The organism is Geomesophilobacter sediminis (assembly GCF_016458275.1).
GTDB lineage: Bacteria > Desulfobacterota > Desulfuromonadia > Geobacterales > Geobacteraceae > Geomesophilobacter > Geomesophilobacter sediminis.
In genome coordinates this window covers 166,569-193,078 of record NZ_JAEMHM010000002.1, presented here as the reverse complement: position 1 = coordinate 193,078, position 26,510 = coordinate 166,569, and the positions used below count along the sequence as shown (strand labels likewise).

Annotated in this window: 24 protein-coding genes; 8 read left to right on the top strand and 16 right to left on the bottom strand. The window is 61.0% G+C overall.

What is annotated here, in order from left to right; all coding sequences use genetic code 11:
• The first annotated feature begins 16 nt into the window (after positions 1-16).
• The 4 genes from JFN93_RS02565 to htpG all read left to right on the top strand — a co-directional run bounded on the left by JFN93_RS02565 (position 17) and on the right by htpG (position 4,572).
• Positions 17-1,678, top strand: coding sequence for a PAS domain-containing sensor histidine kinase (locus JFN93_RS02565; protein ID WP_199382425.1), 1,662 nt, complete (start codon positions 17-19; stop codon positions 1,676-1,678).
• A 1-nt stretch (position 1,679) separates the two neighbouring features.
• Entirely contained in the window at positions 1,680-2,090 is a 411-nt protein-coding gene (locus JFN93_RS02560) for a response regulator transcription factor (RefSeq protein WP_199382424.1), read from the top strand.
• 14 nt (positions 2,091-2,104) lie between these two features.
• A complete protein-coding gene (locus JFN93_RS02555; RefSeq protein WP_199382423.1) occupies positions 2,105-2,428 on the top strand; it encodes a hypothetical protein in 324 nt (107 codons plus the stop codon).
• Positions 2,429-2,637: 209 nt separating this feature from the next.
• Positions 2,638-4,572, top strand: a complete 1,935-nt coding sequence (gene htpG / locus JFN93_RS02550) for a molecular chaperone HtpG (protein ID WP_199382422.1) — start codon at positions 2,638-2,640, stop codon at positions 4,570-4,572.
• A gap of 185 nt (positions 4,573-4,757) precedes the next feature.
• On the opposite strand, the gene JFN93_RS02545 is transcribed toward htpG, so the two are convergent.
• From JFN93_RS02545 to JFN93_RS02525, 5 genes are all read right to left on the bottom strand, one after another.
• Positions 4,758-5,642, bottom strand: a complete 885-nt coding sequence (locus JFN93_RS02545; protein WP_199382421.1) for a response regulator — start codon at positions 5,640-5,642, stop codon at positions 4,758-4,760.
• A gap of 267 nt (positions 5,643-5,909) precedes the next feature.
• Positions 5,910-6,557 (bottom strand): TPM domain-containing protein, encoded by a 648-nt coding sequence (locus tag JFN93_RS02540; RefSeq protein WP_328753475.1) that lies wholly within the window; start codon positions 6,555-6,557, stop codon positions 5,910-5,912.
• Positions 6,554-7,435: a TPM domain-containing protein gene (locus JFN93_RS02535; protein WP_199382420.1), complete on the bottom strand. Its 882-nt coding sequence runs from the start codon at positions 7,433-7,435 to the stop codon at positions 6,554-6,556. The genes JFN93_RS02540 and JFN93_RS02535 overlap by 4 nt, the downstream gene beginning before the upstream one ends.
• A gap of 13 nt (positions 7,436-7,448) precedes the next feature.
• Positions 7,449-8,033: a LemA family protein gene (locus tag JFN93_RS02530; protein WP_199382419.1), complete on the bottom strand. Its 585-nt coding sequence runs from the start codon at positions 8,031-8,033 to the stop codon at positions 7,449-7,451.
• Between the two features lie 320 nt (positions 8,034-8,353).
• A complete protein-coding gene (locus JFN93_RS02525) occupies positions 8,354-10,543 on the bottom strand; it encodes a putative bifunctional diguanylate cyclase/phosphodiesterase (protein WP_199382418.1) in 2,190 nt (729 codons plus the stop codon).
• A gap of 1,375 nt (positions 10,544-11,918) precedes the next feature.
• On the opposite strand from JFN93_RS02525, the gene JFN93_RS25720 reads away from it, so the two are divergent.
• Together JFN93_RS25720 and JFN93_RS02520 are read left to right on the top strand one after the other, a co-directional pair.
• On the top strand, positions 11,919-12,050 hold the full coding sequence (locus tag JFN93_RS25720) for a hypothetical protein (RefSeq protein ID WP_268898773.1): 132 nt from the start codon (positions 11,919-11,921) through the stop codon (positions 12,048-12,050).
• A gap of 33 nt (positions 12,051-12,083) precedes the next feature.
• Entirely contained in the window at positions 12,084-12,233 is a 150-nt protein-coding gene (locus JFN93_RS02520; protein WP_199382417.1) for a hypothetical protein, read from the top strand.
• 210 nt (positions 12,234-12,443) lie between these two features.
• Here JFN93_RS02520 and JFN93_RS02515 read toward each other — a convergent pair whose 3' ends face one another.
• Together JFN93_RS02515 and JFN93_RS02510 are read right to left on the bottom strand one after the other, a co-directional pair.
• Positions 12,444-14,840: an ATP-dependent DNA helicase gene (locus JFN93_RS02515; protein ID WP_199382416.1), complete on the bottom strand. Its 2,397-nt coding sequence runs from the start codon at positions 14,838-14,840 to the stop codon at positions 12,444-12,446.
• Between the two features lie 190 nt (positions 14,841-15,030).
• Positions 15,031-15,891, bottom strand: a complete 861-nt coding sequence (locus tag JFN93_RS02510) for a cytochrome C (protein WP_199382415.1) — start codon at positions 15,889-15,891, stop codon at positions 15,031-15,033.
• Between the two features lie 231 nt (positions 15,892-16,122).
• Here JFN93_RS02510 and JFN93_RS02505 point away from each other — a divergent pair, with 231 nt between their 5' ends.
• A complete protein-coding gene (locus tag JFN93_RS02505; protein ID WP_199382414.1) occupies positions 16,123-16,332 on the top strand; it encodes a hypothetical protein in 210 nt (69 codons plus the stop codon).
• Positions 16,333-16,418: 86 nt separating this feature from the next.
• Here the strand turns inward: JFN93_RS02505 and JFN93_RS02500 are convergent, their stop codons facing one another.
• A complete protein-coding gene (locus tag JFN93_RS02500) occupies positions 16,419-16,661 on the bottom strand; it encodes a GSU3473 family protein (RefSeq protein ID WP_199382413.1) in 243 nt (80 codons plus the stop codon).
• Positions 16,652-16,915 carry a hypothetical protein gene (locus tag JFN93_RS02495; RefSeq protein WP_199382412.1) on the bottom strand — a complete coding sequence of 88 codons (264 nt, stop codon included), beginning with the start codon at positions 16,913-16,915 and terminating at the stop codon, positions 16,652-16,654. The genes JFN93_RS02500 and JFN93_RS02495 overlap by 10 nt, the downstream gene beginning before the upstream one ends.
• A gap of 784 nt (positions 16,916-17,699) precedes the next feature.
• Here JFN93_RS02495 and JFN93_RS02490 point away from each other — a divergent pair.
• Positions 17,700-18,350: a fibronectin type III domain-containing protein gene (locus JFN93_RS02490; protein WP_199382411.1), complete on the top strand. Its 651-nt coding sequence runs from the start codon at positions 17,700-17,702 to the stop codon at positions 18,348-18,350.
• A gap of 325 nt (positions 18,351-18,675) precedes the next feature.
• Here the strand turns inward: JFN93_RS02490 and JFN93_RS02485 are convergent, their stop codons facing one another.
• The 7 genes from JFN93_RS02485 to tgt form a co-directional block, all read right to left on the bottom strand.
• The gene (locus JFN93_RS02485) at positions 18,676-19,575 is read right to left on the bottom strand and encodes a cation diffusion facilitator family transporter (protein ID WP_199382410.1); all 900 of its coding nucleotides are present in this window, start codon (positions 19,573-19,575) and stop codon (positions 18,676-18,678) included.
• Entirely contained in the window at positions 19,569-21,290 is a 1,722-nt protein-coding gene (gene recJ, locus JFN93_RS02480) for a single-stranded-DNA-specific exonuclease RecJ (RefSeq protein WP_199382409.1), read from the bottom strand. Before recJ ends, JFN93_RS02485 begins: the two co-directional genes overlap by 7 nt.
• Positions 21,291-21,608: 318 nt before the next feature.
• Positions 21,609-22,187, bottom strand: coding sequence for a tetratricopeptide repeat protein (locus JFN93_RS02475; protein ID WP_199382408.1), 579 nt, complete (start codon positions 22,185-22,187; stop codon positions 21,609-21,611).
• Positions 22,188-22,198: 11 nt separating this feature from the next.
• Positions 22,199-23,107, bottom strand: coding sequence for a protein translocase subunit SecF (gene secF, locus JFN93_RS02470; RefSeq protein WP_199382407.1), 909 nt, complete (start codon positions 23,105-23,107; stop codon positions 22,199-22,201).
• A gap of 10 nt (positions 23,108-23,117) precedes the next feature.
• Positions 23,118-24,716 (bottom strand): protein translocase subunit SecD, encoded by a 1,599-nt coding sequence (gene secD / locus JFN93_RS02465; protein ID WP_199382406.1) that lies wholly within the window; start codon positions 24,714-24,716, stop codon positions 23,118-23,120.
• Positions 24,717-24,749: 33 nt separating this feature from the next.
• Entirely contained in the window at positions 24,750-25,070 is a 321-nt protein-coding gene (gene yajC, locus JFN93_RS02460; protein ID WP_199382405.1) for a preprotein translocase subunit YajC, read from the bottom strand.
• A gap of 240 nt (positions 25,071-25,310) precedes the next feature.
• Entirely contained in the window at positions 25,311-26,447 is a 1,137-nt protein-coding gene (gene tgt, locus JFN93_RS02455; RefSeq protein ID WP_199382404.1) for a tRNA guanosine(34) transglycosylase Tgt, read from the bottom strand.
• Positions 26,448-26,510 lie beyond the last annotated feature (63 nt).

The window sequence follows — 26,510 nt, the reverse complement described above, 5'->3', positions numbered from 1 at the left end:
CTTTGGGGGCCCCAAGATGCCTGTCGAGGGATCCGCTCACAACCGGCAGAAAAAGGAGGAACTGCTGCTTCGGCTCCACGAGGCCGAAGCGGTTCTGGACGCCATACGTAACGGCGAGGTCGACGCCGTCGTCGTCCGGACGCCGGTAGGCGAAAAGGTGTTCACCCTTGAGGGGAGTTATCATCCCTCCTGCGTGCTCGTGGAAACCATGAACGAAGGGGCCTGCACCCTCGCTTTCGACGGCACCATTCTCTTCTGCAACTCACGCCTGTGCACCATGCTGGATCGCCCGTTGCCGGAAATCCTGGGCGAGCCGTTCCTGCGTTTCGTCGTCCCCTCCGATGCGGACGCCTTCGACGCCATCCTGCACAAGGGGCGCCAGGAGCGCTGCAGCGTTGAAATCCGCATCACGACCCCCGAAGAAAAGTGGATTCCGGTCATCTTCTCCTGCCGCCCCCTGGATCAGGACGGCAAAGAAGGGATCTGCGCGGTCATCACCGATCTCTCCGAAAAAATCCGGCTCGACGAGACCATCGCCTCGGGAAATCTGGCCAAATCGATCATCGAGCAGGCCGGAGAGGTGATCGTGGTCTGCAACGAGGAGGGGCGGGTGATCCGGGCCAGCCAGCTCACCAACGACCTGCTCGGCAAAAGCCCGATGGGCGAACATTTCGACGACGTCTACCGGCTCACCATGGGCGAGACGGAGCGGCTCTTCACCGTGGCCGATCCGCTGCAGCGGCGGTTTAGGCGTAACGAAGAGGTCCGGCTCAAGGTCGCCGCGGAAACCATCCTCTACTTTCTCCTCAACGCCGCCCCGCTGACCGACGACGGCGACCGGGTCATCGGCTGCGTGGTTACCTTGACCGACATCACCTACCGCAAGGAGGCGGAAAAAAACTTGCAACGGGCCCGCGAGGAGCTGGAGCAACGGGTGGCGGAACGGACCCTGGACCTCGCCCGGACGGTGCGGGAGCTGCGCGAAAAGGAGCACATGCTGCTGCAGCAAAGCCGTCTGGCGGCAATGGGGGAGATGATCAGCAACATCGCGCACCAATGGCGCCAACCCCTGAACGCGCTGGGGCTCATCATCCAGGAACTGCCGATGGTCCTCGAGGAAGGAGAGCTGACCCCGGAGTTTTTGGACCAGTCGGTAGCCAACGCGATGATGCTGGTTCAGCACATGTCGAGCACCATCGACGACTTCCGGAACTTCTTCAAGCCGGACAAGGAGAAGGTCCCGTTCCGCCTCAGCCAGGTGGTCGGCAACGCGGTCAAGCTGATCGAGGCGAGCTTCGACAACCGCGAGATCGAGATCACGCTCCACTTCCAGGACGACCCCACCATCGTCGGCTACCCCAACGAATACTCCCAGGTCATCCTCAACATCCTGAACAACGCCAAGGATGCCGTGGAGGCCCGCGGCACGGAAAAGCCGATGGTGGAAATCAGGATCGCGGCGCTGGGGGAGAAGTCGCTACTCACCATTACCGACAACGCCGGCGGCATCCCCGAGGAGATCATCTACAAGGTCTTCGACCCCCACTTCACCACCAAGGATACCCAGGGTACCGGGATCGGTCTGTTCATGGCCAAGAACATCATCGAAAAAGGGATGAACGGCCGGGTCAGCGTGCGCAACACCGGCACCGGCGCCGAATTCACCATCGAGGTCTGACATGCCACAGCACATGCCGATCAGCATCCTGCTCTGCGAAGACGACGAGAGCGCCCTGCAGACCTTGCAACGGGTGGTGGCCCGGCTCAGGCCCGACTCCACCATCTATTCCGCCACCAACGGCAAGAGCGGGCTGGAATGTTTCGAGCGTCACCTTCCCGACATCCTGATCACGGACATCAGGATGCCGGTGATGGATGGCATCGAGATGGCGCGGCGGATGAAGGAAGTGAAGCCGGAGCTGAAAACCATCGTCATCACCGCCTCCAGCGAAAAAAGTGCCGAGGACTTCCGCGCCAAAAGCCCGGTCGAGATCGACCACTTCTGCTGGAAGCCCCTCGCGTTCAACAGGCTCGCCAGCGCCATCAATGACTGCGTCATCCGCATCGCCACCGAGAGGGGCAACGGTTAATCTCCCCCCCCGCCATGGAAAAGACAACGAAGGGCAGGCTGTTCTGGGTACTCTACGCACCGCTGGGACTTTGGCTTCTGGCCTGGCCCGTCCTTTTCTACCTCACCGCGTCGGTCTTCGATTCCCCCCGCAAAAACGACCTGGAATGGCAACTGCGCTACCTCATGGTGTATGCGGTGTGGCTCTATCCGATTGCATTCACCACCGGGCTGAACGCCTCGCTATCGGCGATCAAGAATGCGGAAACGGTGCGGGCCGTCGCCCTGCCCGCCGCACTTCCCCTCTGCTTCATGCTGGTGGTCCTGTTCTGCCTCGCACTGAGCCTGCCGCCCTGGTAACGCCCCGCTCCGCCGCTCCCGGTGCACGGAAAAGCCTTGCACCCCGGTTCAAATCAGCGCCACCATTCCCCAGCCCCTGGTCCCCAGCTCCTGGCCCCGCTTTCCCTCCCCATCCGATTACTTTTTCACCTTTCCCCCTTGAAAATGGAGCGACCCGTGATTAGGTTCTTCCCTGCTATCTACATTCCGCCAAAGGAGACCACCACGACATGGGCAAAACTGTGAAAAAATTCGAGACGGAGGTCCAGCAGCTTCTGGACCTGGTCATCCACTCCCTCTACTCCAACAAGGAGATCTTCTTACGGGAGCTGATTTCCAACGCCTCCGATGCCATAGACAAGGTGAAGTTCGAATCCCACTCCAACATGGAGCTTCTGGAAGGGAACGCGGATTGGAAGATCAAGATCCATCCGGACAAAGAGGCCGGGACCCTCACCATATCGGACAACGGGATCGGGATGAGCATGGACGAGGTCGCCGACAACATCGGCACCATCGCCAAGTCCGGCACCAAGAACTTCATGGCCGCCCTCAAGGAGCAGAACCTCGCCGAGAACCCGGAACTGATCGGCCAGTTCGGCGTCGGCTTCTACGCATCCTTCATGGTCGCCGACCGGGTCACCCTGGTCACCCGCAAGGCGGGGGGAAAGGAGTTCGGCTGCCGCTGGGAGTCCGCCGGCGACGGGAGCTACACCATCGAGGAGTGCGAGAAGGAGACCCGCGGCACCGACATCACCTTGCACCTCAAGGAGGAGATGACGGAGTTTCTCGACGAATGGCGCATCCGCTCCATCGTGAAGAAGTACTCCGACTACGTCCAGTACCCGATCGTCATGGACGTCACCCGCAGCGAGCCGGTAAAGGACGCCGAAGGTAACGTGATCGAGGGGGGGGGCACCATCGAGAAGACCACCGAGGAGACCCTCAACTCGATGAAGGCGATCTGGACCCGTTCCAAGAGCGAGATCACCGAGGAGGAGTACGAGGAGTTCTACAAGCACATCTCCCACGACTACGACAAGCCGCTCGCCACGATCCACTACTCCGCCGAAGGGGTGAGCGAGTTCAAGTCGATCGTCTACATCCCGGCCCACAAACCGTTCGATCTTTTCCTGCGCGACCACAAGAAGGGGGTCCACCTCTACGTGAAGCGGGTTTACATCACCGACAACTGCGAGGCCCTGCTCCCCGACTATCTCCGCTTCATCAAGGGTGTGGTCGACTCAAGCGACCTGCCGCTCAACGTATCCCGGGAGATCCTCCAGGAAGACATCCAGATCAAACGGATCCAGAAGAGCCTGGTGGGCAAGATCCTCTCCACCCTCGCCGAGATGAAGGAAAAGGACTTCGACAAGTACCTCAAGTTCTACGGGGAGTTCGGCCCGGTTCTCAAGGAAGGGATCCACTTCGACCACGCCAACCTCGACAAGATCAAGGACCTGCTCCTTTTCGAAAGCTCCAAAACCGAGAGCGGCAAGTACGTCTCGCTCAAGGAGTACGTGGAGCGGATGCCGGAAGGGCAGAAGGAGATCTACTTCATCACCGGCATGTCCCGGGCGTCGGTGGAGAACTCCCCCTACATGGAAGTCTTCCGCAAGAAGGATTACGAAGTCCTCTTCATGGTCGATCCGGTCGACGAGTGGGTGGTCCAGGCCCTGCACGACTACGACGGCAAGCACCTGAAGGCGATCGACCGCGGCGACCTGGAGCTGGAAACCGAGGAAGAAAAGAAGGCGCAGGAGGCCAAGAAGGAAGAGAAGCAGAAGGAATTCGGCGGGGTGATCACCTTCATCCAGGAGACCCTCAAGGACCGGGTGAAGGAAGTGCGTTTCTCCTCGCGTCTGACCGAGAGCGCGTGCTGCCTGGTCGCCGAGGAGATGGGGCTGAACGCTAACATGGAGAAGATCTTGAAGTCAATGAACCAGGAGGTGCCCGAGAGCAAGCGCATCCTGGAGCTCAACCCGGACCACCCGATCCTCCAGGTGATGACTTCCATGTTCGAGAAAAACAAGGAAGACGCCAAGCTCAAGGACTACTGCGAACTCCTCTTCGACCAGGGACTTCTGACCGAGGGCACCCCGATCAAGGACCCGCTCCGCTTCACCAAGCTGGTGAGCGAACTGATGGTCGCCGGCGGGAAGTAACACCGGTTCAACGTTCTTAATTCTGAGTTCTTAGTTCTGAGTTCTGAGTTCTGACTTCAGAGCGCGGCTCTGTTAATAAAGAAAAGGGGGTGGATCTTTTACGATCCGCCCCCTTTTTTTGAGCCGTCAACCTTGAATTTTGAACATCGAACCCTGAACTTCGCCCGCCTCGGCGGGCGGCGCGGTTACCCCGTCTTCCCGTACAACTGCTCCGAGCTCTGGAAGGCGCGCTGCACCCGGGTCATCAGACCGATCTCCTTCACCGGCTTCAGGATGAAGTCGAAGAAGCCGCGCTCCAGGGCCTCTTTCTCCTCGTCCGGGGTCGCCGCCGCGGTCATCAGGATGACCGGCATGTAACGGAACTCGGGGATGTTCCGGATCGCGTAGAGGAACTCGTATCCACCCAGCTTGGGCATGACCTTGTCGGTGATGACCAGCTTCGGCTTCAAGGTGAAGATCTTGCTGAAGGCGTCCATGCCGTCGACCGCGGTCGCCACCGCATAGCCGCGCTTCTTGAGGATCCGCTCCACCGACTCGCGGGTCAGCTCGTTGTCCTCGACCACCAGTATGGTGTTCGCGTTGGGATCGGTGATGTTCTGCCCCAGGTAGTGCCGCGCGATCGCCTTGTTGATCTCGGTGCGGGTGGAAACGTAGAGGATCACCTTCACGTTGGTGCGCTGGGCGATCTCCTCGAAGAGCTCCTGCTGGGTCGGATCGGCCACGGCGAGGCCGAGCTTGCCGCCATCCAGCTTCAGGGGAAAGATGGTGTTCTTCACCGCCACGTCCATCGGGATGAGCCGCAGCACCTCCTGCGGGAAGGCATACTTGGCGAAGTCGTTGATGATGCGGCAGCGGTACTGGGTCGCCAGCGCTTCGGCCAGTTCCTGGGGGGTCACCAGGCCGATCACCTCGAGCAGTTCGCCCAGCCGGATGTTCTTGCTCTTGGCGTGCTCGACCAGCCGCTGAATCGAGGCCTCGGTCAAAAGGGCACGCTCGACGAAGATCTCCCCAAGGCGCTTGTGCGAGGGATTCGGGGCAGGCTTGTTGAGGTTCTGGGTGTCTACGGTCATGCTAACTCCGGAGGAATGGAACGGGTGTCCAGCGGCGCCCCTCGTTCAGGCGCAAAAAGACGTCAGGGGCTCCCGCTTTGGGGCCCGAGCCGTTTGGCGCAGCGTGTTCAAATGAAATAATAGTTAACTTCACCAGCTAGGCAGTTTAATGATAACTATGGAAGCGAAAGGACTTAAAAGTCAAGGGTTTTTTTGACATCGGGCCGCCGGTTCGCCCCACCAAAAGCCCCGCCCGGTTCCGATCCGGGAGCCCCGCCCAACCTTGGGTCAGGAGGTCAGCACCTCGTCGGAAAGCTCGTTGCGGTCGTCCTCCCCCCTAGGGAAGTGCCGGGCCAAAAGATCGCCGCAGGCATCGACGGCATGGCAGAGCGCATCGGCCGCCCTCCCCTCGCGCAGCCCCGCCGCGAGCTCGTCGGCCAGTTCCCGCCAGGAGGCTTCCGGGATCTTCGCGTTGATGCCGCGGTCGCCGAGGATCCAGACCTTGCGCTCCAAAAGCGAGATGAAGATGAGGATCCCGGTCTCGTGGCGGGTCCGGTAGAGACCTTTGCGGAAAAAGCTCGCCAGGGCCCGCTCGTGCACCGCCAAGGCCTGCCGGGCCGGCCCGACGAAGCAGAGCTTCAGCCGGGGAAAGCGTCGGAACAGGACGAGCATCGGAAAGTACGCGACCAGAACCAGCGGGATGTAGCTCCAGATGGTGACGTGCCGCGTAGCCACGGCAACCGCGGCCGCGACGAGCGCCGCAACCAGCAGCGCCCCGAGGCGCTCCGCTTCGAGATACCGGTCGCTCTCCTCGACGACCATGGTGACGATCTCGCCGGCGGATCGGGCCTCGGCGCGCGTCACCGCCTCCCGGATGCGGTGTTTTTCCCCCCGGGTCAGCACGACCCTTCTTTTCCCTTCCCCGCTCGTAGTCACCAGTCCCCCGAAGCGCCTCCGCCACCGAACGTACCGCCCCCCCCCGAAAAACCGCCGTCACCGGAACCGCCGCCGAAGCCGCCCCCGCCGCCAAAACCGCCGCCGAAGCCGCCGAACCAGGGGCCGCCCCCCATGAAGCCGCCCCGCCCGCCGGTCCCGAAGAGAAAGGAGAGAAAAAGTCCCAGCAGGAAACCGCCCGCGGCCAGCAGACCGAGCAGCGCCAGCGAGAGGCCGGAATAGGCCATCACGGCCGCCAGGGGGAGCCCCACCGCCCCGGCTATCCCGCCCAAAACCCGGGAGATCCCGCCGAAGAACACCGCCGCCACCGCAACGAAGATGAGCAGGGTGAAGATCGGGTGGGCGCCCCGCTTGCCGTGCCGCAGGTCCTGGGCCCCTGCCGCGTACTCGCCGCGGACCACCGCCATGATCGCGTGCACCCCGGCCGTGATACCGCCGCTGAAGTCCCCCCGCTTGAAGGCAGGGGAGATCTCGTTTCTGATGATCCGCCCGGAGACCAGGTCGGTCAGCCGGTCCTCCAGACCGCGTCCCACCTCGATCCGGATCTTCCGCTCGTTCTTGGCGACCAGCAGGATGGCGCCGTTGTCCTTCCCCTTTTGTCCGATGCGCCACTTTTCCGCCACCGCGATCGAATACTCCTCGATCGGGACCCCATCGAGCGATGCCACGGTGAGGACCACGATCTGGGTCGAATCGCTGCGCTCGAATCCGGCGAGTTCATCCTCCAGTTGCCGGGACGTCTCCGGAGAGAGCAGCCCGGCGTAGTCGTTCACGTGGGCACGCAGCGGCGGGACCTCCACCGCCGGGGCGGCAACGGTCCAGCAAGCAATCAGCAACAGGGAAAGGAAAAGGGCGCGCATGGTCAGGGCGGGTTTAGAACTTAACCCGTGGCGCGGTCCGCGCCCCTTCCTCGGCTCGGAACGGCTCTTTGCGGTTCAGGTGCAGCAGCACCGAATTGGTAAGGGAATTGGGGAAGGTGCGGATGCTGGTATTGAAATCCTGCACCGCCTGGTTGTAACGGACCCGGGCCACGTTGATGCGGTTTTCGGTACCCTCCAGCTGGTTTTGCAGGTCCATGAAATTCTGGTTCGCCTTCAGATCGGGATAGCGCTCCACGACGACCATCAGACGCGACAGCGCCCCGCCCAGGTCGGACTGGGCCTGCTGGAACTTCTGCAGCGCCTTGGGATCGTTGATGGTGTCCTTGGTGGCCTGGACGGTACCGACCCGGGCACGGGCTTCGGTTACCGCCTTCAGGGTCTCCTCCTCGTGCTTGGCATACCCCTTCACCACCTCCACCAGGTTCGGCACCAGGTCGGCACGCCGCTGGTAGGCGGCCTCAACGTCGCCCCAGGACGCAAACACGGCCTCTTCCTTGGCCTGCATGGTGTTGTACCCGCAACCGGAAAAAACGGCCGGAACAAGAAGGATCAGCAACAACTGCACTACTTTTCTCATGATACCCTCCGTCATACGTGGCCACTGACAGTAGCAACGAAAGGGGACATTCTACCATCCATTTCCCCTGTCACAACAATGTGACAGCAAACTATCTATCAAAGGAACAAAAAAGTCGTCAGTCTGAAAAGGAGGAGGAAGTGGGGAAGGACAGAATGTAGAAACCGGAGCGGTAGATTTTTACCCGCACCGGGCGAGTGCTGATTCACCACGGTCTTTATTGAATGCAGGCCGGGCAATTAATCTGGCTGACGCATTGCAGGTCGGCTCAGTGCAAAGAACGGGACGTGGAAACTGGCAATGGATCTATCCAAGCAGCGCTAGGAAGTGTAGGCAGGGCCGAAGCGGAGCGGGTCGTTGAGAGGGTAGTTGACCTCGACGTCGACCTGCGCCGCCGCCTGGCGGGCAAGCATCGTGGTTACCGCCTCCTCGCCCAGCGGCCGTCCCGCCAGATACCCCTGGATCTCGTTGCAGCCAAGCCCCTTGAGAAAGCCGAGCTGCTCGTGGTTTTCGACGCCGACCGCCAGTACCTTGAGCCCAAGGCTCTGCCCCATGGCGACTATCGCCTGGGTAATCGCAGCGTTGTCCTGGCTTTGCGGCAGATCCCGCAGGAAGGAGCGGTCGATCTTGATCCGATCGATCCCGAAGCGGCGCAGGCGCATAAGTGATGAGTAGCCGGTCCCGAAACCGTCCACCGAAATAAGCACCCCAAGTTCCTTTAACTGGCGCAGGGTCCGTTCCGCCTCGTCGACGTTCACCATGATGGTCGCCTCGGTCAGTTCCAGCTCGAGAAAACAGGGTTCCAGCCCGGTCTCCTCCAGCACCGATCCGATCAGCGCCACCAGGTTTTTCTGCCGGAATTCGCGGGTGGAAAGATTCACCGAAACGGTCAGCCGGCCCAGCCCCTGCTCCTGCCACTGCTTGTTGCGCAGGCAGGCGTGACGCAGCACCGTCTCGCCGATGGAGCAGATCAGCCCGGTCTCCTCGGCCAGCGGGATGAAGGTCGCCGCCGGAACCATCCCCATCTCCGGATGCTGCCAGCGGGCGAGCGCCTCGGTACCGATCAGGGCGCCGGAAACCAGGTCGATCTGGGGCTGGTAGTGCACCGCGAACTCGGAGCCCAAAAGCGCACGCCGCATCCCGGCGTCGAGGGTATGCCGTTCCACCAGCTTCACGTTCATCGCCTGGGAATAGAAGCGGTAATTGTTCTTGCCCAGATCCTTGGCATTATACATGGCGACGTCGGCATGCTTGAGAAGCGTCTGCACGTCCTCCCCGTCCAGCGGGAAGATGGAGATCCCCACGCTTCCGGTCGCCACCACCTCGGCCTTGTCAAGCTGGACCGGCGCGGAGACCGCGGCAAGAATCTTGCCCGCGACGTCTCCGATATCCTCCTCGTGGCTGATCGCGGTCAGCACGATGACGAATTCGTCGCCGCCGATCCGCGCCACCGTATCGGTCTCCCGCACCACCTCCACCAGCTGCCGCGCGACGCAGTTGAGAAGCCGGTCACCGTTGTGGTGCCCGAAAGTGTCGTTCACCTCCTTGAACCCGTCCAGGTCGAGGAAGATGACGCCGACCAGCCGGCCGTCGCGGTTGGCCTGCACGATCGCCTGGCTCAGACGGTCGCCGAGCAGGGTGCGGTTGGGGAGGCCGGTCAGCGGATCGTAATAGGCGAGCTGCTGGATCTCGTGTTCGACCCGTTTGCGCTCGGTGATATCGAGGATGGTACCGGTCATGCTGGAGTAGGTTCCCTCCTCGTCCGGCTCCACCTCCCCCTGCGCGTTCACCGACAGTTCGACCCCGTCGTCGCGGACCAGGCGGCAGTCGATGTTGAAGGGGTCCCCGGTGCGCAGGCAATCCAAAAGGGCCATCTGGACCGGCTCCATGTCGCCCGGATGAAGGTAGCGGATCAGGTCGCGCAGGGTCGCCTTGGCGACCGCCTGGGGAGAGAGGCCGAGCAGTTGCACCAGGCCGTCGGAACAGATCACCCGGTCGGTGGCAGGATCCCACTCCCAGCTCCCCATCCGCGCAATCTGCTGGGCCTTGGCCAGGCGCGCTTCGCTCTCCCGAAGGGCAAGTTCAGCCTGTTTGAGCCGCCGTTCGGTTTCGATCTCCCGCTTTACCCGCTGTACGGCAGCCGGTAGCCGTTCCAAGAATTCGAAGTCTTTGACCAGAAAATCGCGGGCGCCGCTGCGCATGGTGCTCACGGCAAGGCGGGTGTCTTCGATGCAGGTGATGATGATGAAGGGAGGAACTTCCCCCTGTTCGTTTTCCAGGGCGGCGACCACCTCGAGCGCGTTCATGTCGGGCAGGGTGTAGTCGAGAAGCATGAGCAGAGGCTGGTTCTGGGCAAGGTAGGCGAGGGCATCGGCACCGGTGGCGGCCTGGTCGCAGCGAAATCCCTTCTGTTCAAGGGTCATCCGGACCAACTGGGCCTGCGCGGCATTGTCTTCGACGATGAGGATCGCATTTTTCCGGGGATCCCGGGTCGCGGCTCCTGATCTCATACTCCCCCCATATACAATATTCCGTCACCGCACCCGCGGTCCGGACCAGCCACGGAAAGGATCGCCCCGGCCGCCGCCATCCTGCCCCGTCATCGCATTCCGCCATTCGGCGAAATACCGATAAGCGAGGTGACGCAGGGCGGAAGCGAGCGGTCGGCTCCTATCCGGTGGAAATACCAATTAAATACCGCATAGCCGCCCCAAGGACGGCGACAAAAGACGGACACTTGCTCTTCACGAGCAAAAGGCTAAAAGCGTGAAATGACTGTATACACATATCTAACTGGATACAGATTCTGACAAAACACAGCAAACAGTATGGCAAAAACTCAATTAAGCATGATTACATACACCACAGCCGAATTTTCTGCAACAGTTAATGCCCCCTCAAGCAACAACTGATCACAATGACATAGTCTATGTTATCGAATGACCAGTGCAGGTACAGAACGTACTGCTGAGATCGCTCATGGAAATACAGCGATACCACCGCGACCATGTCCGGAGGACTCGGTCCAGACGGACCAGGACGCGAGGATCGCGCCCCCCCCTGCCCGTACCGGCCACCCCGTTGCTTGATTCGGTGCAAGAAAACGACCAGCACCCCCCCTGTTCATTTTTTTATCAATTTCGGCAACCGTTTTTCCCGGATTCCGTCCCCAACCGGCCCCCCCCTGATGACGCGCACAAAATCACCCCCACCGCACCCAAACCGGCAAAACGACCATCACGAAAGAAGTTGCCCAGGATCGATCCTTCCGGCATCCTCCCCGATCCAACCGCCTCTGCTTCGCGGGAGCACTGGCAAATATCGGCTCCTGCCCGCATTTTCCGGCCATATAACGTATCCTCCGGTCAATGCACCGTTCTTGCACATTTACTGTTCTAAACTTGCATAGTCAGTATTTACGGGGCTTTAGAATCGCAGGTGGCAGCAAACGTGCAGCGCAGCCGAACCCGCCAAACCGGGCAAATCTCCGCAATAAAGCTGCAAAGCCCGAATCCATGGGCATCCGCAGGCAATCAGCGGAAAAGCGTAGGCATCTGCCGCCATTTCGCCAAAGAACGTTATTCGACCGAAATGCCACAATTTTCGAGTCCCGATATTAAACTCCTCTCGTTTCGCTCCCTCCCCCCGCTGATTTTTTTTGAACATCCCCCCCTTCGCAACCCAACACATTTATCCTTTATTTACGGTCACTTGAGACACCCCATTGCGGGGAAAAACCTTACATTTCCGTAAGAATTAGAGCCCCACATTCTCCTCTCTCATGAGAGCATGAAATCCTGGCATACTTCCCGCTAAGCTAATGAGCAACGAAGCGTCGCACCGTTCAAGTAAGCGGAAAACAGATAAAAACATGGAGGGTTGTGCGTGATCACTTTCTACCTTACGTTTCTGGCGGCATCCAGCGTCATGGCAGTTTCCTACCAGTTGGTCTGCCTGACCGGCTATAGAAAAGAAAAAGTTACCGGCGAAACCAAAGCGTGCGCTGTTGCCTGTTAACCCTTTACCGTTGATTTAAAAAGGAGAAAAAACATGCTTGCTTACATCCTCGAATTCTTTGCCGCTTCCAGCATCCTCGTCCTTTCCGTCCAGTTCTCGTGCTATCTGCAGTACGAAAAGGAGCGGCAGGAGTCGAGCAAATCCATCACCGCCACTGCCAACACCTGCTCCGCGGCTTTCTAAGCGCCGGAGCTACTCCAAGAACGGAGGTAAAAGTCATGCTGCTATTGATCATCGGAGGGCTTGCAATCGTCAGTTGCATCACCATCGTCACTCAGCTTCTTTGCCACGTTCAAGCGGAGAAAGAGGCCAAGCACTAGCCTCTTTGCGCACCGCACCAACGAAAAAAAGGCGGCCCTATCGGCCGCCTTTTTTTCGTTTATCTCCCCTTAGCTACTCCTTTTCCCAAAACTGGGCCACCTCGCTGAGGATGCTTCCCGACACCAACTCGGTCACCTGCTCGGCGAACCAGTCCCCCGGCATCGACGCGCTATATTCCGGTTCCAGGAAGCGATCGTCCATCAGCACGACTACCCCCTTGTCACGTTCCGACCGGATCACCCTTCCCGCCGCCTGGACCGCCTTGGCCATGGCCGGAATGCCGTAGGCATATTGGAACCCCGCCCCGTAACGCTTCTGATAATAGCGCCGCATCTCTTCGCGCTCCAGGTCATAGGTCGGCAACGGCGGCCCCACCACGAAGGCCCCGATCAGCATCTTGCCGGCGTAATCCACCCCCTCCGCGAAGGAGCCCCCCTGGACCCCGAAGGCGATCGCCGGCGCCCCCTCCTGGCGCAGCCGCTCCAGAAGGGACTCCACCCGGTCCCCGCGCATCCTGCGCTCCTGCAGCAAGAGTTCGAAACCGTCCGGGACGTTAAAGAGGGCGGCGACCCGTTCCAGGAAATCGAAGGAGGGGAAAAAGGCGAAGTAGTTACCGGGCTGAAGCGCGGCGATGCGCGCCACCGCCTCGGCGATCTTGGCGTAGTTCTTCTCGCGCCGCGAGTAACGGGTGGAGACCTGCGGAATGACCAGGAGCTTGCGCCGCTCCCGCGCAAAGGGAGTGCTGAACTCGGCGCTGCGGACCCGGGCCGGATCGAGCCCGCAAAGCCGTGCGTAGTACTCAAAGGGTTTCAAGGTCGCCGAAAACGCCACCACCTGGCCGAACTCCTGGTAGCAGGGCTTGATGAGCGCGGCGGCGTCGCAGCAGGTGATCTTGAGGGTCCCGCCGCCGTTTCGGTCGGGATGGAAGGTAGCGAAAAACTCGTCCCGCTCCGGGTCCTTCAGGTATGCCAGGCTCTCCACGAATGAGGACCAGGTATAGCAAAGACGCAGCACCGGATCGTCGGCGCCGAGCTCCAGGTCCGCCTCCAGGTAGCGCGAGAGAAAAGCGCGCAGCTTCGCGTCGGTATCCCAGAAGAGCTCGACAGGAGGATCGATCCGAAAGGGGGTCTCTCCCCTGCCGCGGCAGCCACGGACCGCGGCGAGACAGGCGTCGAGAAGCTCCTCCCCCGGGCGGCGAAAGCGGGCCGGGATCCGCTGCAGATCCTCGCGCCAGCTCTCCAGCAGGGCCGTGGATAAGGCCGGCGAGTACTGGTCCATGGTGCGGGCCGGGAGGTTGTGGGCCTCGTCGATCACCAGGTTCGGCTTCCCCTGCTGATCGATGCCGGAGGCGGCAATCCGGGTGGCGGCGGAGCGGGGGGCAAAGACGTAATTGTAGTCGCAGACAACGACGTCCGCCTCGTGGGCCAGATCGAGCTGCAGCTCGAAGGGACAGACGCGGTAGGTCTCCCCGATCTCCCGGAAGGTCCGGGCCCGAAGGCGCCGCTTGCGTGCCAGGATTTCCAGGACGCCATGCTCGCGCAGCTTGTCGTAGTAGTCGCGGGCATATTCGCAGCTCTCCGGGTCGCAAAGCGGCTCGTCGTGAAAGCAGATCTTCCCCTTGGCGGTGATGCAAAGCGATTTCACCCGGGCGCCGACCTCCTTGAACCGGGCCACCGCCTCCTCGGCCACCGCATGGAGGCTGTTTTTCGGGGTGAGGTAGACCACCCGCTGTCCCCGGGCCAGCGCCTCCTTGAGCACCGGATAGAGCACCCCCACCGTCTTCCCCAGCCCGGTCGGCGCCTGGATCAGCATGGGGCGGCGCTCCGCCATCCCCGCTTCGATCTCGGCGATCAGCTCCAACTGTCCCGGCCGGGGCTCGGCAAAGGGGAAGGGAAACCCGGCGGCCAGCTGACGCCGGCGCTGGGCCCGTTTCTCCCCTTGGGCCGCATCGACGGCCAGCTCGGCCAGGCGCAGGTCGAGCCACTGCCGGTAACGCTCGGGATCGAGTTCGAGGGGAAGATCTACGGCATCGGAGGTGCGCGAGGATACCAGGTGGAAGGTGAGTTCGGGAAGGACGCCGTCTTTGAGCCAGAAGAAATAGCCGTAGCTTAAGAGTTGGAGCGCATAAGGGTGCCGGTAGGGATCGTCCTTGAGGCGGCGCACCAGGTCGTGCAGGTCGAAGCTGCTTTTGATCTCCTCGATGCGCGGCGGGGTGCTTGGGAAGAGCCCGTCCATCCGCCCCTCCACCGTGAAACGGTAGCCGTCGCGCTCGAAGGTGGCACTGATGGGGACTTCGGCCTGGGAGGAGGGATCGGCGAGGGCGCGCCTTTTCTGGACCCTGAGGTGGATCTCCTGCCCTTCGGCGGTGGCACGGCCCGAACCGGAGTGCGGCTCGAGGTGCCCAACCCGGGGCGCCGGCAGCGCGAAGTCGCGCAGCGGAACGGTGATGCTTTTAAGGGAACCTTTCATGTATCTCGAGGTTTACGTTCGGCGTTCGGCGTTCGGCGTTCGGCGTTCGACGTTCGACGTGGGACGTGGGACGTGGGACGTGGGACGTTCGACGTGGGACATGCGACAAACCATGCTACTCCCTACAGCGCATTACCTAAACGAAAAAAGCCCCCCGGCTCGCGCCGGGGGGCTGGATGCTGCTCGGGGCTTACTTCTTGCCCCCCATGCCGGGGAGCTCATGCACGTCGAGGTGGCAATCCAGGCAGCGCGGGTAGTGCTTCAGGATACCGGCCGGGTGCGGAGCCTTGTGGCACTCTTCGCACTTCGGAATGTAGCCGTGCTTGTCGTGGTGGCAGGTGGCGCAGTTGACCTTGGAGTGCTTGCTGACGGTCTTGGTCCATTTGCCGTACACCTTGGTGTGGCAGGAACCGCAGGTCTGGGCCGGTTCGTTGGACTTGTAGGTAACCTTCTTCGGCTTGTGGACCGAGTGGCAGCCGAGGCAGCTGCTGTACTCCTGCCCTTTGTAGTGCGGCTTGTGGCACTCCTGGCAGGACGGTTTGTAGCCGTGACGGGTGTGGTGGCACTTGGAGCAGGCGAGCAGGGAGTGCTTGCTCGGGAACTGGACCAGCTCAGCCTTCTCTTCCTGGTGGCAGGTAGCGCAGCTGTTGGTCAGACGCTCGGTGACCTTGACCACCCGCGGGGTGTGCGGGTTGGTGTGGCAGGTAGCGCAGTCCTTGTTGGCCGGCCCGTGGATGTCGGTGTGGCACTGGGAGCACTTCGGCATAATCTCGGCGTAGTTCCCCTTGTTCGGGTTGTACGCGTGGAAAGCCTTGTGGCACTCCTGGCAGGCGAAGCGGTGCTTGCCGCCCTTCTCCTTGAGGGCGCCGAACTGGTAGCTGTGGCACTGGGCGCACTGCGACGGGGTCAGCGGCTGCGGAGCCTGGGCGTACATCTGGCTGTCCACCGGGATGTCGACAGTAGCGACTTTCGCGAACGCCGACGAGGCGGCGAAGACGAGTGCCAGAGCGAGCAGGGAACCAGCGAACTTGCTAAACATGTTCCGTTTCATCATTCCTCCTATTCATGGCAATTTACAAAAACGATCCTGTATACTACCGCAACCGGTGTCCTGTCAAGAACTTATGCCCCCTAGAGCCGCGTGATTCCGAAGTTTCCGGTAAACCGGAGCTCCCCTCCCGGTCCGGTGGCCGCGTCTCTTCGCACCCGATCCCGACGCCGGGTTTACCCGGTACGCCGGTAAATGCTATGATCGAAACAGGGGCAAGAAGAGGAGGACCCTATGGCTACCAAATGCGAACCGATCCGTTCCCAGCTCGAAGCGCTGGAAGAACAGCTTAAGAACACCCCCAAGTACGTCGCCCAAGGGCAAAGCAAACAGATCAACGAAGAGTGGATCAACCTGGAAAGCCACGTCCGGAGAACCCGGATGTCGCTGCAGGTTTGCGTAAGCGGCGATCTGGAACTGGTCACCGACGTTTTCCGCGGCTGAGACCGACAAGATTCCGGCCCAAAACGCAAAAGCGCCCCGGGAGGAAAGATCTCCGCAGGGCGCTTTTTCTATTTGGGTAATCTTCGCTAAAGCCGCCGGTGAACGTTCCCGACACGGGAGATGGCCTCCCACATCTGGTCGAGGTCCGACCACCGTCGGCCGGCCCCTGGGAAAGGAAGATCCCGCTTTCTCAACGGCACCTCCGCAATCAGGACCCACCGGTTGTCCCTGCGGATCGCGGTCACCTCCTGGTCCCTGACCATTCGGTCCAGTTCACCTTCGGGGACCAGACTGATGGTGCCGTTTTTCAACAGGATTCTCACAAACATGCGACCTCCTGTACCTTCTTGATCTCGAAGGCGTTGAATCCGCGTTCCCCCTCGACCTCATGCCACATCCCGAAAGCTTCCAGGCGATCCCCCACGGCCACCGGTTTGATTCTCCCGAACAGCTTCACTTCCCTGTCCAGACCTTCCCCGGTCACCCGCAGGATGCTGAATCCCGATGCGGGACCGTGATAGTCGACCGATGACACTACGGCATAGATGGTGGTGTATATGACACGGGAATGAGTAAGTGACACGTTGAAGCCCTCGATTGGTAATGACACCGTAGTGACGGTGAAGTTACAGCCCCCCCCCTCTAGCCCGGGAAGGGTTCCTCCCAAAGTACGGGTGATTTTGAGCTGTGCATAATTAGCACGATTAAATTATTTATGTCAAATCTTTAATTTCAACTGAGAGTAAAAGAACTGTCAAAGGCCCCTGTGACCGAGACAGGGTGTGTGGTGCTCAGAGTGTGGGTTGACCAACCGCGTTCACGCAGGGGAGGCCACAATGGGACTTCACCGTGACTGCAACGCGATAACCGCCCAGACAGTTTCTCATGCCACAGGTCTTGCCGGCTCGTGAGTTGGAAGTATTTTACCCGAAATTTACGCATTCCATGTGCCGAGGTTGCAAATGCGCCGGCGATTTTAACAACGCCTGCACCGGAGTTTGCATTTCATACTTGAGAGTTTGCAATTCACCACGCCGACTCTTGCAATTGGGCCGCAGGTTTTAACAACTCCGCCCGCGGAGTTGGTCATTTTCCCTGCTGAGATGGCAATCCTCCCCGCGGAGTTTGCCATTTTCCCTCCTGAGTTGGCAATCCTCCCCTCCGAGTTTGCCATTCGTCCGTTCACTTTAAAAACCTGCCGCGTAGTTGGTCTAACACCCACAGTGAATTACCGACTCGTCCCCCCGGATCTACTCCTCTTCCGTTCACCTTGAATTCGACGCCGCTCTGGTTGCAATCGGCCATGCGCATAGTACCCTTCCTACGATTAATATTTACCAATCACAATCAGGCCGAGGAGTACCCCGATGGAAAAACGCCTCATAACCGCATTCAACAAACTCGGGCACGGCGAGTTCCTTCTCAAGGCCCGTCCCACCGTCGAGGCACTCACCGAAACGGGAATCCTCGGGTTCACCTGGGCCTTTTTCCTGGCAACCCCGGACGCACTCAGGGAATCGTTCCAGCAACTGGAACAAACTCACGCCGCATCGCTTCGGGGCGACCCGGTAAAGACGGTGGAAACGAACACCCGAAGGCATGAGTTCAACAGCATGTTCGGCGATGTTCTCGATTTTGTGAGCATTGCCGCCCGCAAGGACTCGACCCTTCTGATCCGGGCCGGACTTGGCTGGATCAAAAAGACGACCACGTCCCCGCAAGCCCGTGCCCTTTCCCTTTCGACGGGGCCGAAAAACTTTACCGTCAAGCACGGAACGGAGCACGGGGTGATCATCGGCAGATGCAGCCGGATCCCTGGTGCGAAGAGCTACGAGGTGTGGTGGGCTGAGGACCCCAATAATGAGGAAAACTGGAAATACCTGGTGGTTTCGTCGAGGTGCAACCGAATCGAGATGAGGAATCTGACCCCGGGGAGACTCTACTGGTTCAGGGTCCGGGCGATCCTGAGCAACGGCACCAGCCCCTGGTCCGCCCTGATCAGCCTGATGGCGATCTGAGGTTCCAAGATTCGCTGGCACCCAAAGGAGTTGCCGACGATCGGCAGATTCCATCCCGGGCATTTGGTCGTCAATTAGGTTTACGGTGCGCTTAAACTAGATTCACCCGGAAACGAGGCTGCACCTTGCGCCCGGCGGTCCGTCGGGCGGGCAAACAGGGGGCTCAGGGGAACACCAAGCCACGATGTAACAAGACCCCGCACTGCCGAGCTTGCGGGGTCTTGTTGTTTCAGCAAAAGCCATTTGCGGTAGCCGTGTTTAGCAGCCGATAGGCGCCCTATTCCGGCGTGAGGATACGGGAGGAAAAAGGGGACGGTCTTTTTTGTCAGAGGCGGGTGAGGTCTTCGTGGGGGTCGTCCCACGGGTTGATGTGGATCATGACGTCGCCTACATTGGGGAAGCGCTCGAAGATGAGCCGCTTCACGGTCTCGACGATGTCGTGGCTCTGCTTGACGGTCATCTCGGGGTCCATGTCGAGTTCCATGTCCACGATGATGTACTGCCCGGAACGCCGCCCGCGAATCTCATGCACCCGCCCTACCCCCGGCACTGCGGCGGCCACCTCGGCGATCGAGCTCATCAGCTCGGCCTGGGGACGGCCGTCCATCAGTTCGTGGGCGGACATCCGGAAACCCTGTAACCCCAGATGGACGATGAAGAAGGCGGTGATCCCGGCAGCGATCGGGTCCATCATTTCCACGCCAAAATAGGCGCCGGTGACGCCGATCAGGGTCGCAACGGAGGTGATGGCATCTTTTTTATGGTCGCGGGCCACGGCGACCACCGCGGGGCTCCCCAGTTGGTTGCCGATCCCCATGGTATAGCGCCCCAGCGCCCACTTCACCAGGATGGTCACCAAGGCCGCACCAACCGCCATGAGTTGGGGGGATTCGTAGTCCCCTTCCCGGATCCGCACGACGGAGTCGTAGAGAATCCACAGGCCGGTGGCGCAGATGATGAGCGATACCAGGATGGCGCTCAGGCTTTCCACCTTGCCGTGCCCGTAGGGGTGCTCCTCGTCGAACGGTTTGCGCCCTACCTTGAGCGCCACGATGGTGGCGGCCATCACCACCAGATCGCAGGCGCTCTCGACGCCGTCGGCAAACACGGCCTCGGAATGGCCGAAGTGACCGGCGGCCAGCTTGATCACCATGAGAAAGGCGTTCATCCAGAAGCCAATCCGGATCACGCGATCGGCGCGGTTGAAACGCTCGTGCCTCAGCATGCCGCCGCCACCTCCCGAAAATCCTTAACCACGAGCTGGAGCCTGGTCCTGCCGTTCCAGACGTTGACCGTCGGTGCGAAGACCAGGTCCAGCCGGTTGCCGGCCGGCTCCCGCTCGGCGAGCCCGAAGGCGATCGCTTCCAGGCGCTTGCCGCCGCAGGAAAGATCGAGTTTCAGGTGCCCCCCCTTCAAGACCCGCGTCGACACCACGGTCGCCCCACGCAACAGAAACAGCGGCTCCGGGTTTCCCATCCCGAAAGGCTTCAAACGCTCCAGGCGTTCCGGGAGTGCCAGGTCCAGGTCCCGCGGGGTGATCTCGGCATCATAGTAAAGGCGCGGGGTGAGCAGGTCATCATCGAGTACCCGCCCGGCTGCCGCTTCGAACTCCTCGATGAACCGCTCCAGACGCGACTCCTCGATCGACAGCCCGGCGGCGTGGCTGTGGCCGCCGAACCGGACCAGGTGCTCTTCACATTCACGGATCGCATCGAGCAGATGGAACCGGGAGATGCTGCGCCCCGAGCCGCGCCCCGCCCCGTTCTGCAGGGCGAAAAGGACCACGGGACGATGAAACATCTCGGCGATGCGCGAGGCGACGATCCCGATCACGCCGGGGTGCCACTCCTCCGAGGCAAGGACGATGCTCTTGCGCCCCTTGTAAGCGCCGCTGGTCAGCATCTGCCGCGCCTCCTCAAGCATGGCGCGCTCCAAAGCCTGGCGCTGGGCGTTGCTGTCATCGAGCTGCTGGGCGATCTCACGGGCCTGGTCCGGATCTTCGGTCAGAAGGAGTTTGAGCCCCAGGGCAGCGTCTTCGAGGCGGCCGGCGGCGTTTAATCGCGGGGCGAGCCGGAACCCGACGGCACCGCATCCCACCTCGCCGGTGGCGCCGGATACTTCCTTGAGCGCCTTGATCCCCACCCGTTTTTCCGCAGTCAGTTCCTTGAGGCCGTAGCTGACCAGGACCCGGTTCAGGCCGAGCAGCGGCACGACGTCGGCAATGGTCCCCAAGGCGACCAGGTCCAGGTACCGGCGCAGGTCCGGTTCCTTACCGGGAGGGAAATGGCCATCGCGCCGCAACCTGGCGCGCAGGGCAACGAGGAGGTTGAAGGCGACCCCAACCCCGGCGAGTTCCTTGAACGGGTACTGGCAGCCGGTCTGGTGCGGGTTGATCACGGCGTAGGCGTCGGGGAGGGTTTCCGGCGGCGCATGGTGGTCGGTGACGATGAGGTCGATACCGGCGCCGCGGCATAAAAGCGCCTCGGCGACCGAGGAGATGCCGCAGTCGACGGTGACCATGACCGCCGTCCCGCGTACCCGGGCGGCTTCCACACCGAGATCGGAGAGGCCGTACCCTTCGGTGAGCCTTTTGGGTATGTAGGGGAATGCGTTGAGACCGATTTCCTCGAAGAAGGAAATGAGGAGTGCCACGGAGGTGACCCCGTCCACGTCGTAGTCGCCGTGGACGCATACCGTCTCGCCCCGGGAAACCGCCTGGGCCAGGCGCTCGACCGCCGCCGGCATCCCGGTGAGCGTCATCGGGTCGTGCAGCGCCTTGAGCGCCGGACAAAGAAAGAGATCGGCCACCTCGGGATCGACGATGCCGCGGTTGGCCAGGATGCGGGCTTCCAGGGCCGGGATCGAGGAATCGACGAGCCTTTGCACCCCTTCCGGCGCCCCCTCCCGGGGGAGCCACTCTCTTCGCGTGACAGGTTGCATAAAGGGGAGCTCCGTAACAGGGATAAATCAAAATGACAGTTGGGGAAGACTACAGTATTTTCTGCGGAAGCGCCATTCCTGGCGCGCGTGATCAGAAGGTATTCGCTCCCACAGTGTCAATCACACTCGGTCCCGAAATGCACTGGTGGGTCGAGATGCCCAAAAAACGGCACCCTCCCCTTGAAAGAAAGAGGAGGGTGGACTGGATAAGACAAATCCCCCTAAATCCCCCTTCGCAAAGAGGGACTTGGGCGGACCTATGACTGATTACTGATTACAGATTTCTGAATCTGCCTACTGGCTACTGGTATCTGACGACTATTTCTTGCCCATGCCGGGGGGCATGTTCGCCATGTTCTGCATCTCGGACTTGATCTGCTGGGCGGTCGGGCTGGTCGAGTCGAACTGGAGGTACTTGGTCCAGATCTCGCGCGCCTTTTCGGGCTGCTTGAGATCGTTCATGTACACCACGCCGAGGTTGTAAAGGCTCTGCAGGTGCCGCGGATCGGTCGCCTGCGCCTTCTCGAAGTTGGCGATCGCCTTGTCGTACCAGCCGAGACGGCGGTACATGATCCCCTGGTCGGTCAGCGCATTCACGTTCTTCGGCTCGAGCTCCAGCACCTTGGTATAGGCGTTGACCGCCTTCTGGGGCTGATCGGTGTCGAAGTAGTCGTTGGCGAGCTGGTTCCAGACCTGTACGTTTTGGGGCTCGCGGGCGACGATCTTTTCGGCCTCGGCGATGCGCCGCTGGTAGTCGGTCGGAGAACCGGCGCCCAGCGGGACCGCGGCGTTGTTCGGCTCCTGCTTGTTGCTGCTGCTGATATTGAAGATGAGGTAGCCGCCTAAAAGTCCGACGATGAGGGCGACCACAATGGTAAGCAGGTTCTCTTTGCTCATCGATTCCTCTCTTATGCCTTGACCTCTTCCGGTGCTTTCTCCCAGATCACGACGATCGGGCTGGCCACGAAGACGGACGAATAGGTACCGACCGCGATCCCCACCGCAAGCGCGAAGGCGAAGTCGTGGATCACCTCGCCGCCGAAGACGAGCAGCGCGACCGCGGACAGAAACGCGGTGAGCGAGGTGACGATGGTACGGGAAAGGACCTCGTTGATGCTGCGGTTGAATACGTCCATGAGGGGATCCTTGAGGCTTTTGTGCAGGTTCTCACGGATTCGGTCAAAGACGACGACGGTGTCGGTCATGGAATAACCGGCGATGGTAAGGACCGCGGTGATCAGCAGGAGGTTGACCTCCTTGTGCAGCAGGAAGAAGACCGCGAAGATGGCGAGGACGTCGTGCAGGGTCGCCACGACGGCGGCCACGCCGAACTTGAAGTCGAAACGCCAGGCGATGTAGAGGACGATGCCGAGCATCGAGATGGCGACGGCGACCAGGGTGTCCTTCTTCAGCTTCTCACCGATGGAGGGACCGATCTCGGTGGAGCTCTCCACCTGGAACGGGTTGGCCGGGAACTCCTTCTTGAGCACGTCCTGAATGTGGTCGGCGACCTTCACATCGCCTTGGGAGCCCTTGCGGATCTTGATCAGGAGTTTGTTACCGTCGGTGATCTCCTGGAGTTCGGCGTCCTTCACCCCTTCCCGCACCAGGGCCTCGCGGGCCTGCTGGATGGTGACCGGCTTGTCGAATTTGAGCTGCATCGCGATGCCGCCGGAGAAGTCGATCCCCATGTTGGCGGCGCCGCGGCCGATCTGGATGATGGCGATGAGCCCGATGAGGGCTATGATGCCGGAGATGACGAAGGTAACCTTCTTCATCCCCATGAAATCGATCTTGGTTTTGCCGATGAGTTCCATTGTCTCCCCCTTATATGCTGAGTCTCTTCACGCGGACGCGATCGAGGAACATGTCGAAGATAACCCGGGTGGATACCAGCGACGTGAAGAGGTTGATGATGATACCGAGGCTCAGGGAGACGGCGAACCCTTTGACCGGGCCGGTGCCGAACTGGAACAGCACCGCCGCGGTGATGAGCGTGGTAACGTGGGAGTCCATGATGGTCAAAAACGCCTTGTCGTAGCCGGCGTCGAGCGCCGCATGCGGCGTCTTGCCCAGCCGGAGCTCCTCGCGGATCCTCTCGAAGATGAGCACGTTCGCGTCGACCGACATACCGACCAGAAGGACGATAGCGGCGATGCCCGGGAGGGTGAGCGTCGCGCCGAGGGCCGCCATCGCCCCCATCAGGTAGACGATGTTGAGCACCATCCCGATGTTGGCGACCATGCCGGAGATCTTGTAGTAGATCGCCATGAACACCACGACCAGGGCGACGCCGATCAGACCGGCGAAGAGCCCCTTGTGGATGGAGTCGGCACCCAGGGAAGGACCGACGGTGACGTTCTGCAGGATCTTGACCGGAGCGGGGAGCGAACCGGCGCGCAAAACGATGGCGAGGTCGGAGGCGTCCTTTTCGGTGAAGGAGCCGGAGATCTGGGCGGAGCCGCCGGAGATCCTTTCCCGGATGACCGGGGCGGAGTAGATGTTGTTGTCCAGCACGATGGCAAAGCGCTTGCCGACGTTGGCGGCGGTGACCTGGTCGAAGAGCCGCGCGCCGGTCGAGTTGAACTCGATGGCGACGTAGGGCTGGTTGTACTGCGAGTCGATGCGGATCTGGGCATCGGTGAGGAGCTCGCCGGTGATCATCGCCTTGCGCTTGACCACGAGCGGCGTCTCGGAGACGGCGCCGGTGGTGGGATCGGTGCGCTTTTCATAGAGGAGTTCGTCGTCCTCGGGGATGGTCCCCGGGGTGGCGGTCGCAGCGTTGACGTTCTCGTCGACGAGTTTGAACTCGAGGCGGGCGGTCTTGCCGATCAGCTCGATGGCACGCTTGGGATCCTTGATGCCGGGGAGCTGTACCACGATGTGGTCGATCCCTTCGCGCTGGATGATCGGCTCGGCGACGCCGAACTGGTCAATCCTGTTCCGGATCGTCTCCAGGGCCTGGGCCACCGCGCGGTCCTTGCGGACCTGGGCCTCTTTCTCGTTGATGCGAAGCTGCATGTTGACGAAGCCACCCTCGTTGGTGGCCGGGAGCAGCTCGAGGTCGGGGTACTTCTTTTTCACCAGCTTCTGCACCGCATCGGCAGAGGCGCTGTCGTAAAGGGTGACCTGAACGCGGTCGCTGCTGATCTTGCCAACCTTCTTGAAGCGCACCTTCTGCTCGTTGAGCGAGTCCTCGATATCGGTGGCGATCAGGTCCAGCTGACCTTCCACCGCCTTTTGGGTCTCAACCCCCATCACCAGGTGGGTCCCCCCCTGCAGGTCAAGACCGAGATGGATTTTGTCCTTGGGGAGAACACCGCTCCACCACGAGGGGAGCTGCCCGACCACCGTCGGTACCAGGTAAACGATTGAGGCGACGATGAAGAGGGCAATCAGGCTGACGCGCCAAGCGTATTTCTTCATGAACAAACTCCTTTGCCGGATAGTAAAAACGCTCTAGTCCTTCTTGACGATCGAGGCGATGAACCCCTTGTTGAACTTGATGTTCACGCCGGGGGAGACCTCGATGGTAACCACCTGGTCGTTGATGTCGGTCACCTTGCCGTGCATGCCGCCGGCGGTAACGACCTGGTCACCCTTTTTCAGCCCCTCGAGGAGCGAACGGTGCTCTTTCGCCTTCTTCTGCTGCGGACGGATCAGCAGGAAGTAGAAGATGGCGAACATGAGGATGAGCGGGATGAACTGGGCGAAGGGGTTCGAAGCGGCCCCGGAAGCGCCGCCCGGGGGAGAAGCCATTGCAAACGCCAAACCTAACATTGTCATACCTCCTGGATAGTTATTGCATTTGTTATTGAAAATACAGGGTCAGGGGTCGGGGATCGGGGATCGGGGAAACCCGGACCAGCCTCCGGCCTTTTATTTCGTCCGTTACCTCCCCCCTTTGCGAAGGGGGGTCGGGGGGGATTTGCTTCTCCCCTCATCAAAACATCAAAGGCAAATCCCCCTAACTCCCCTTTTGCCAAAGGGGGACTGGGAAGGACTTATTACTAATTCTGTCTACCGTTCACTGACTACCGATCCGGCCCCGCCTCTCTGAGCGTAGAACTCCTTGCGGAACGCGGAGAAGGTGCCGGCGGCGATGGAGTCGCGCACCTGGCGCATCAGGTTCAGGTAGTAGTGCAGGTTGTGCCAGGTGTTCAGCCGCGAGGCGAGAATCTCCTGGCTGCGGTACAGGTGCCGCAGATAGGCGCGGCTGTAGTTGCGACAGACGTAACAGTCACACTCGGGATCGACCGGGCCGGTGTCTTCCTCGAAACAGGCGGCCTTGATGTTGATCCGCCCGAAGCTGGTGAAAAGAGCCCCGTTTCGTGCGTTGCGGGTCGGCATGACGCAGTCGAACATGTCGTAGCCGGCGTTAACCGCCTCGATGAGGTCCTCGGGCGCGCCGATGCCCATGATGTAGCGGGGAAAGTGCTCCGGAACGTACGGGGCGCAGGCGTGAAACATCTCGTGCATCAGCCCTTTTTCCTCCCCTACCGAAAGCCCCCCCAGCGCGTAACCGTCAAAGCCGATCTCGATCAGCCGCTCGGCGCTTTCGCGCCGCAGCTCCGGATGCATCCCCCCCTGCACGATGCCGAAGAGCGCCTGGTCGGTCCGGGTGTGGGCCTCCTTGCAGCGCCGGGCCCAGCGGGTGGTCAGCTCCAGCGATTTTTGCACGTAGGAGACTTCCGCGGGGTACGGGGGACATTCGTCGAAGCACATGGCGATGTCGGCCCCCAGGGATTGCTGAATCGCGATGGAGAGCTCGGGGGAGAGAAAATGGCGGGAACCGTCGATATGGGAACGGAATTTGACCCCCTCTTCCGAGATCTTGCGCAATTCGCCGAGGGAGAAGACCTGGAACCCGCCGCTGTCGGTGAGGATCGGGCGGTCCCAGTGCATGAAGCCGTGCAGTCCTCCCAGCCGCCCCACCAGCTCGTGGCCGGGGCGCAGGTAGAGGTGGTAGGTGTTGGCAAGGATGATCTGCGACCCCGCTTGCACCAGTTCCTCGGGGGTCATCGCCTTAACCGTGGCCTGCGTGCCCACCGGCATGAAAATGGGGGTTTCGATCTTGCCGTGTGTGGTTGTCAGAGATCCGAGCCGGGCCGAGGAACCCGGGTCCTTCTTTATCAGTTCAAATTTCAGGTCGAACAATCGAACTCCATCGGTCAATTGACCGGACCATGGGCACAGGATGGCTCTCTAGCAAATTTCTTG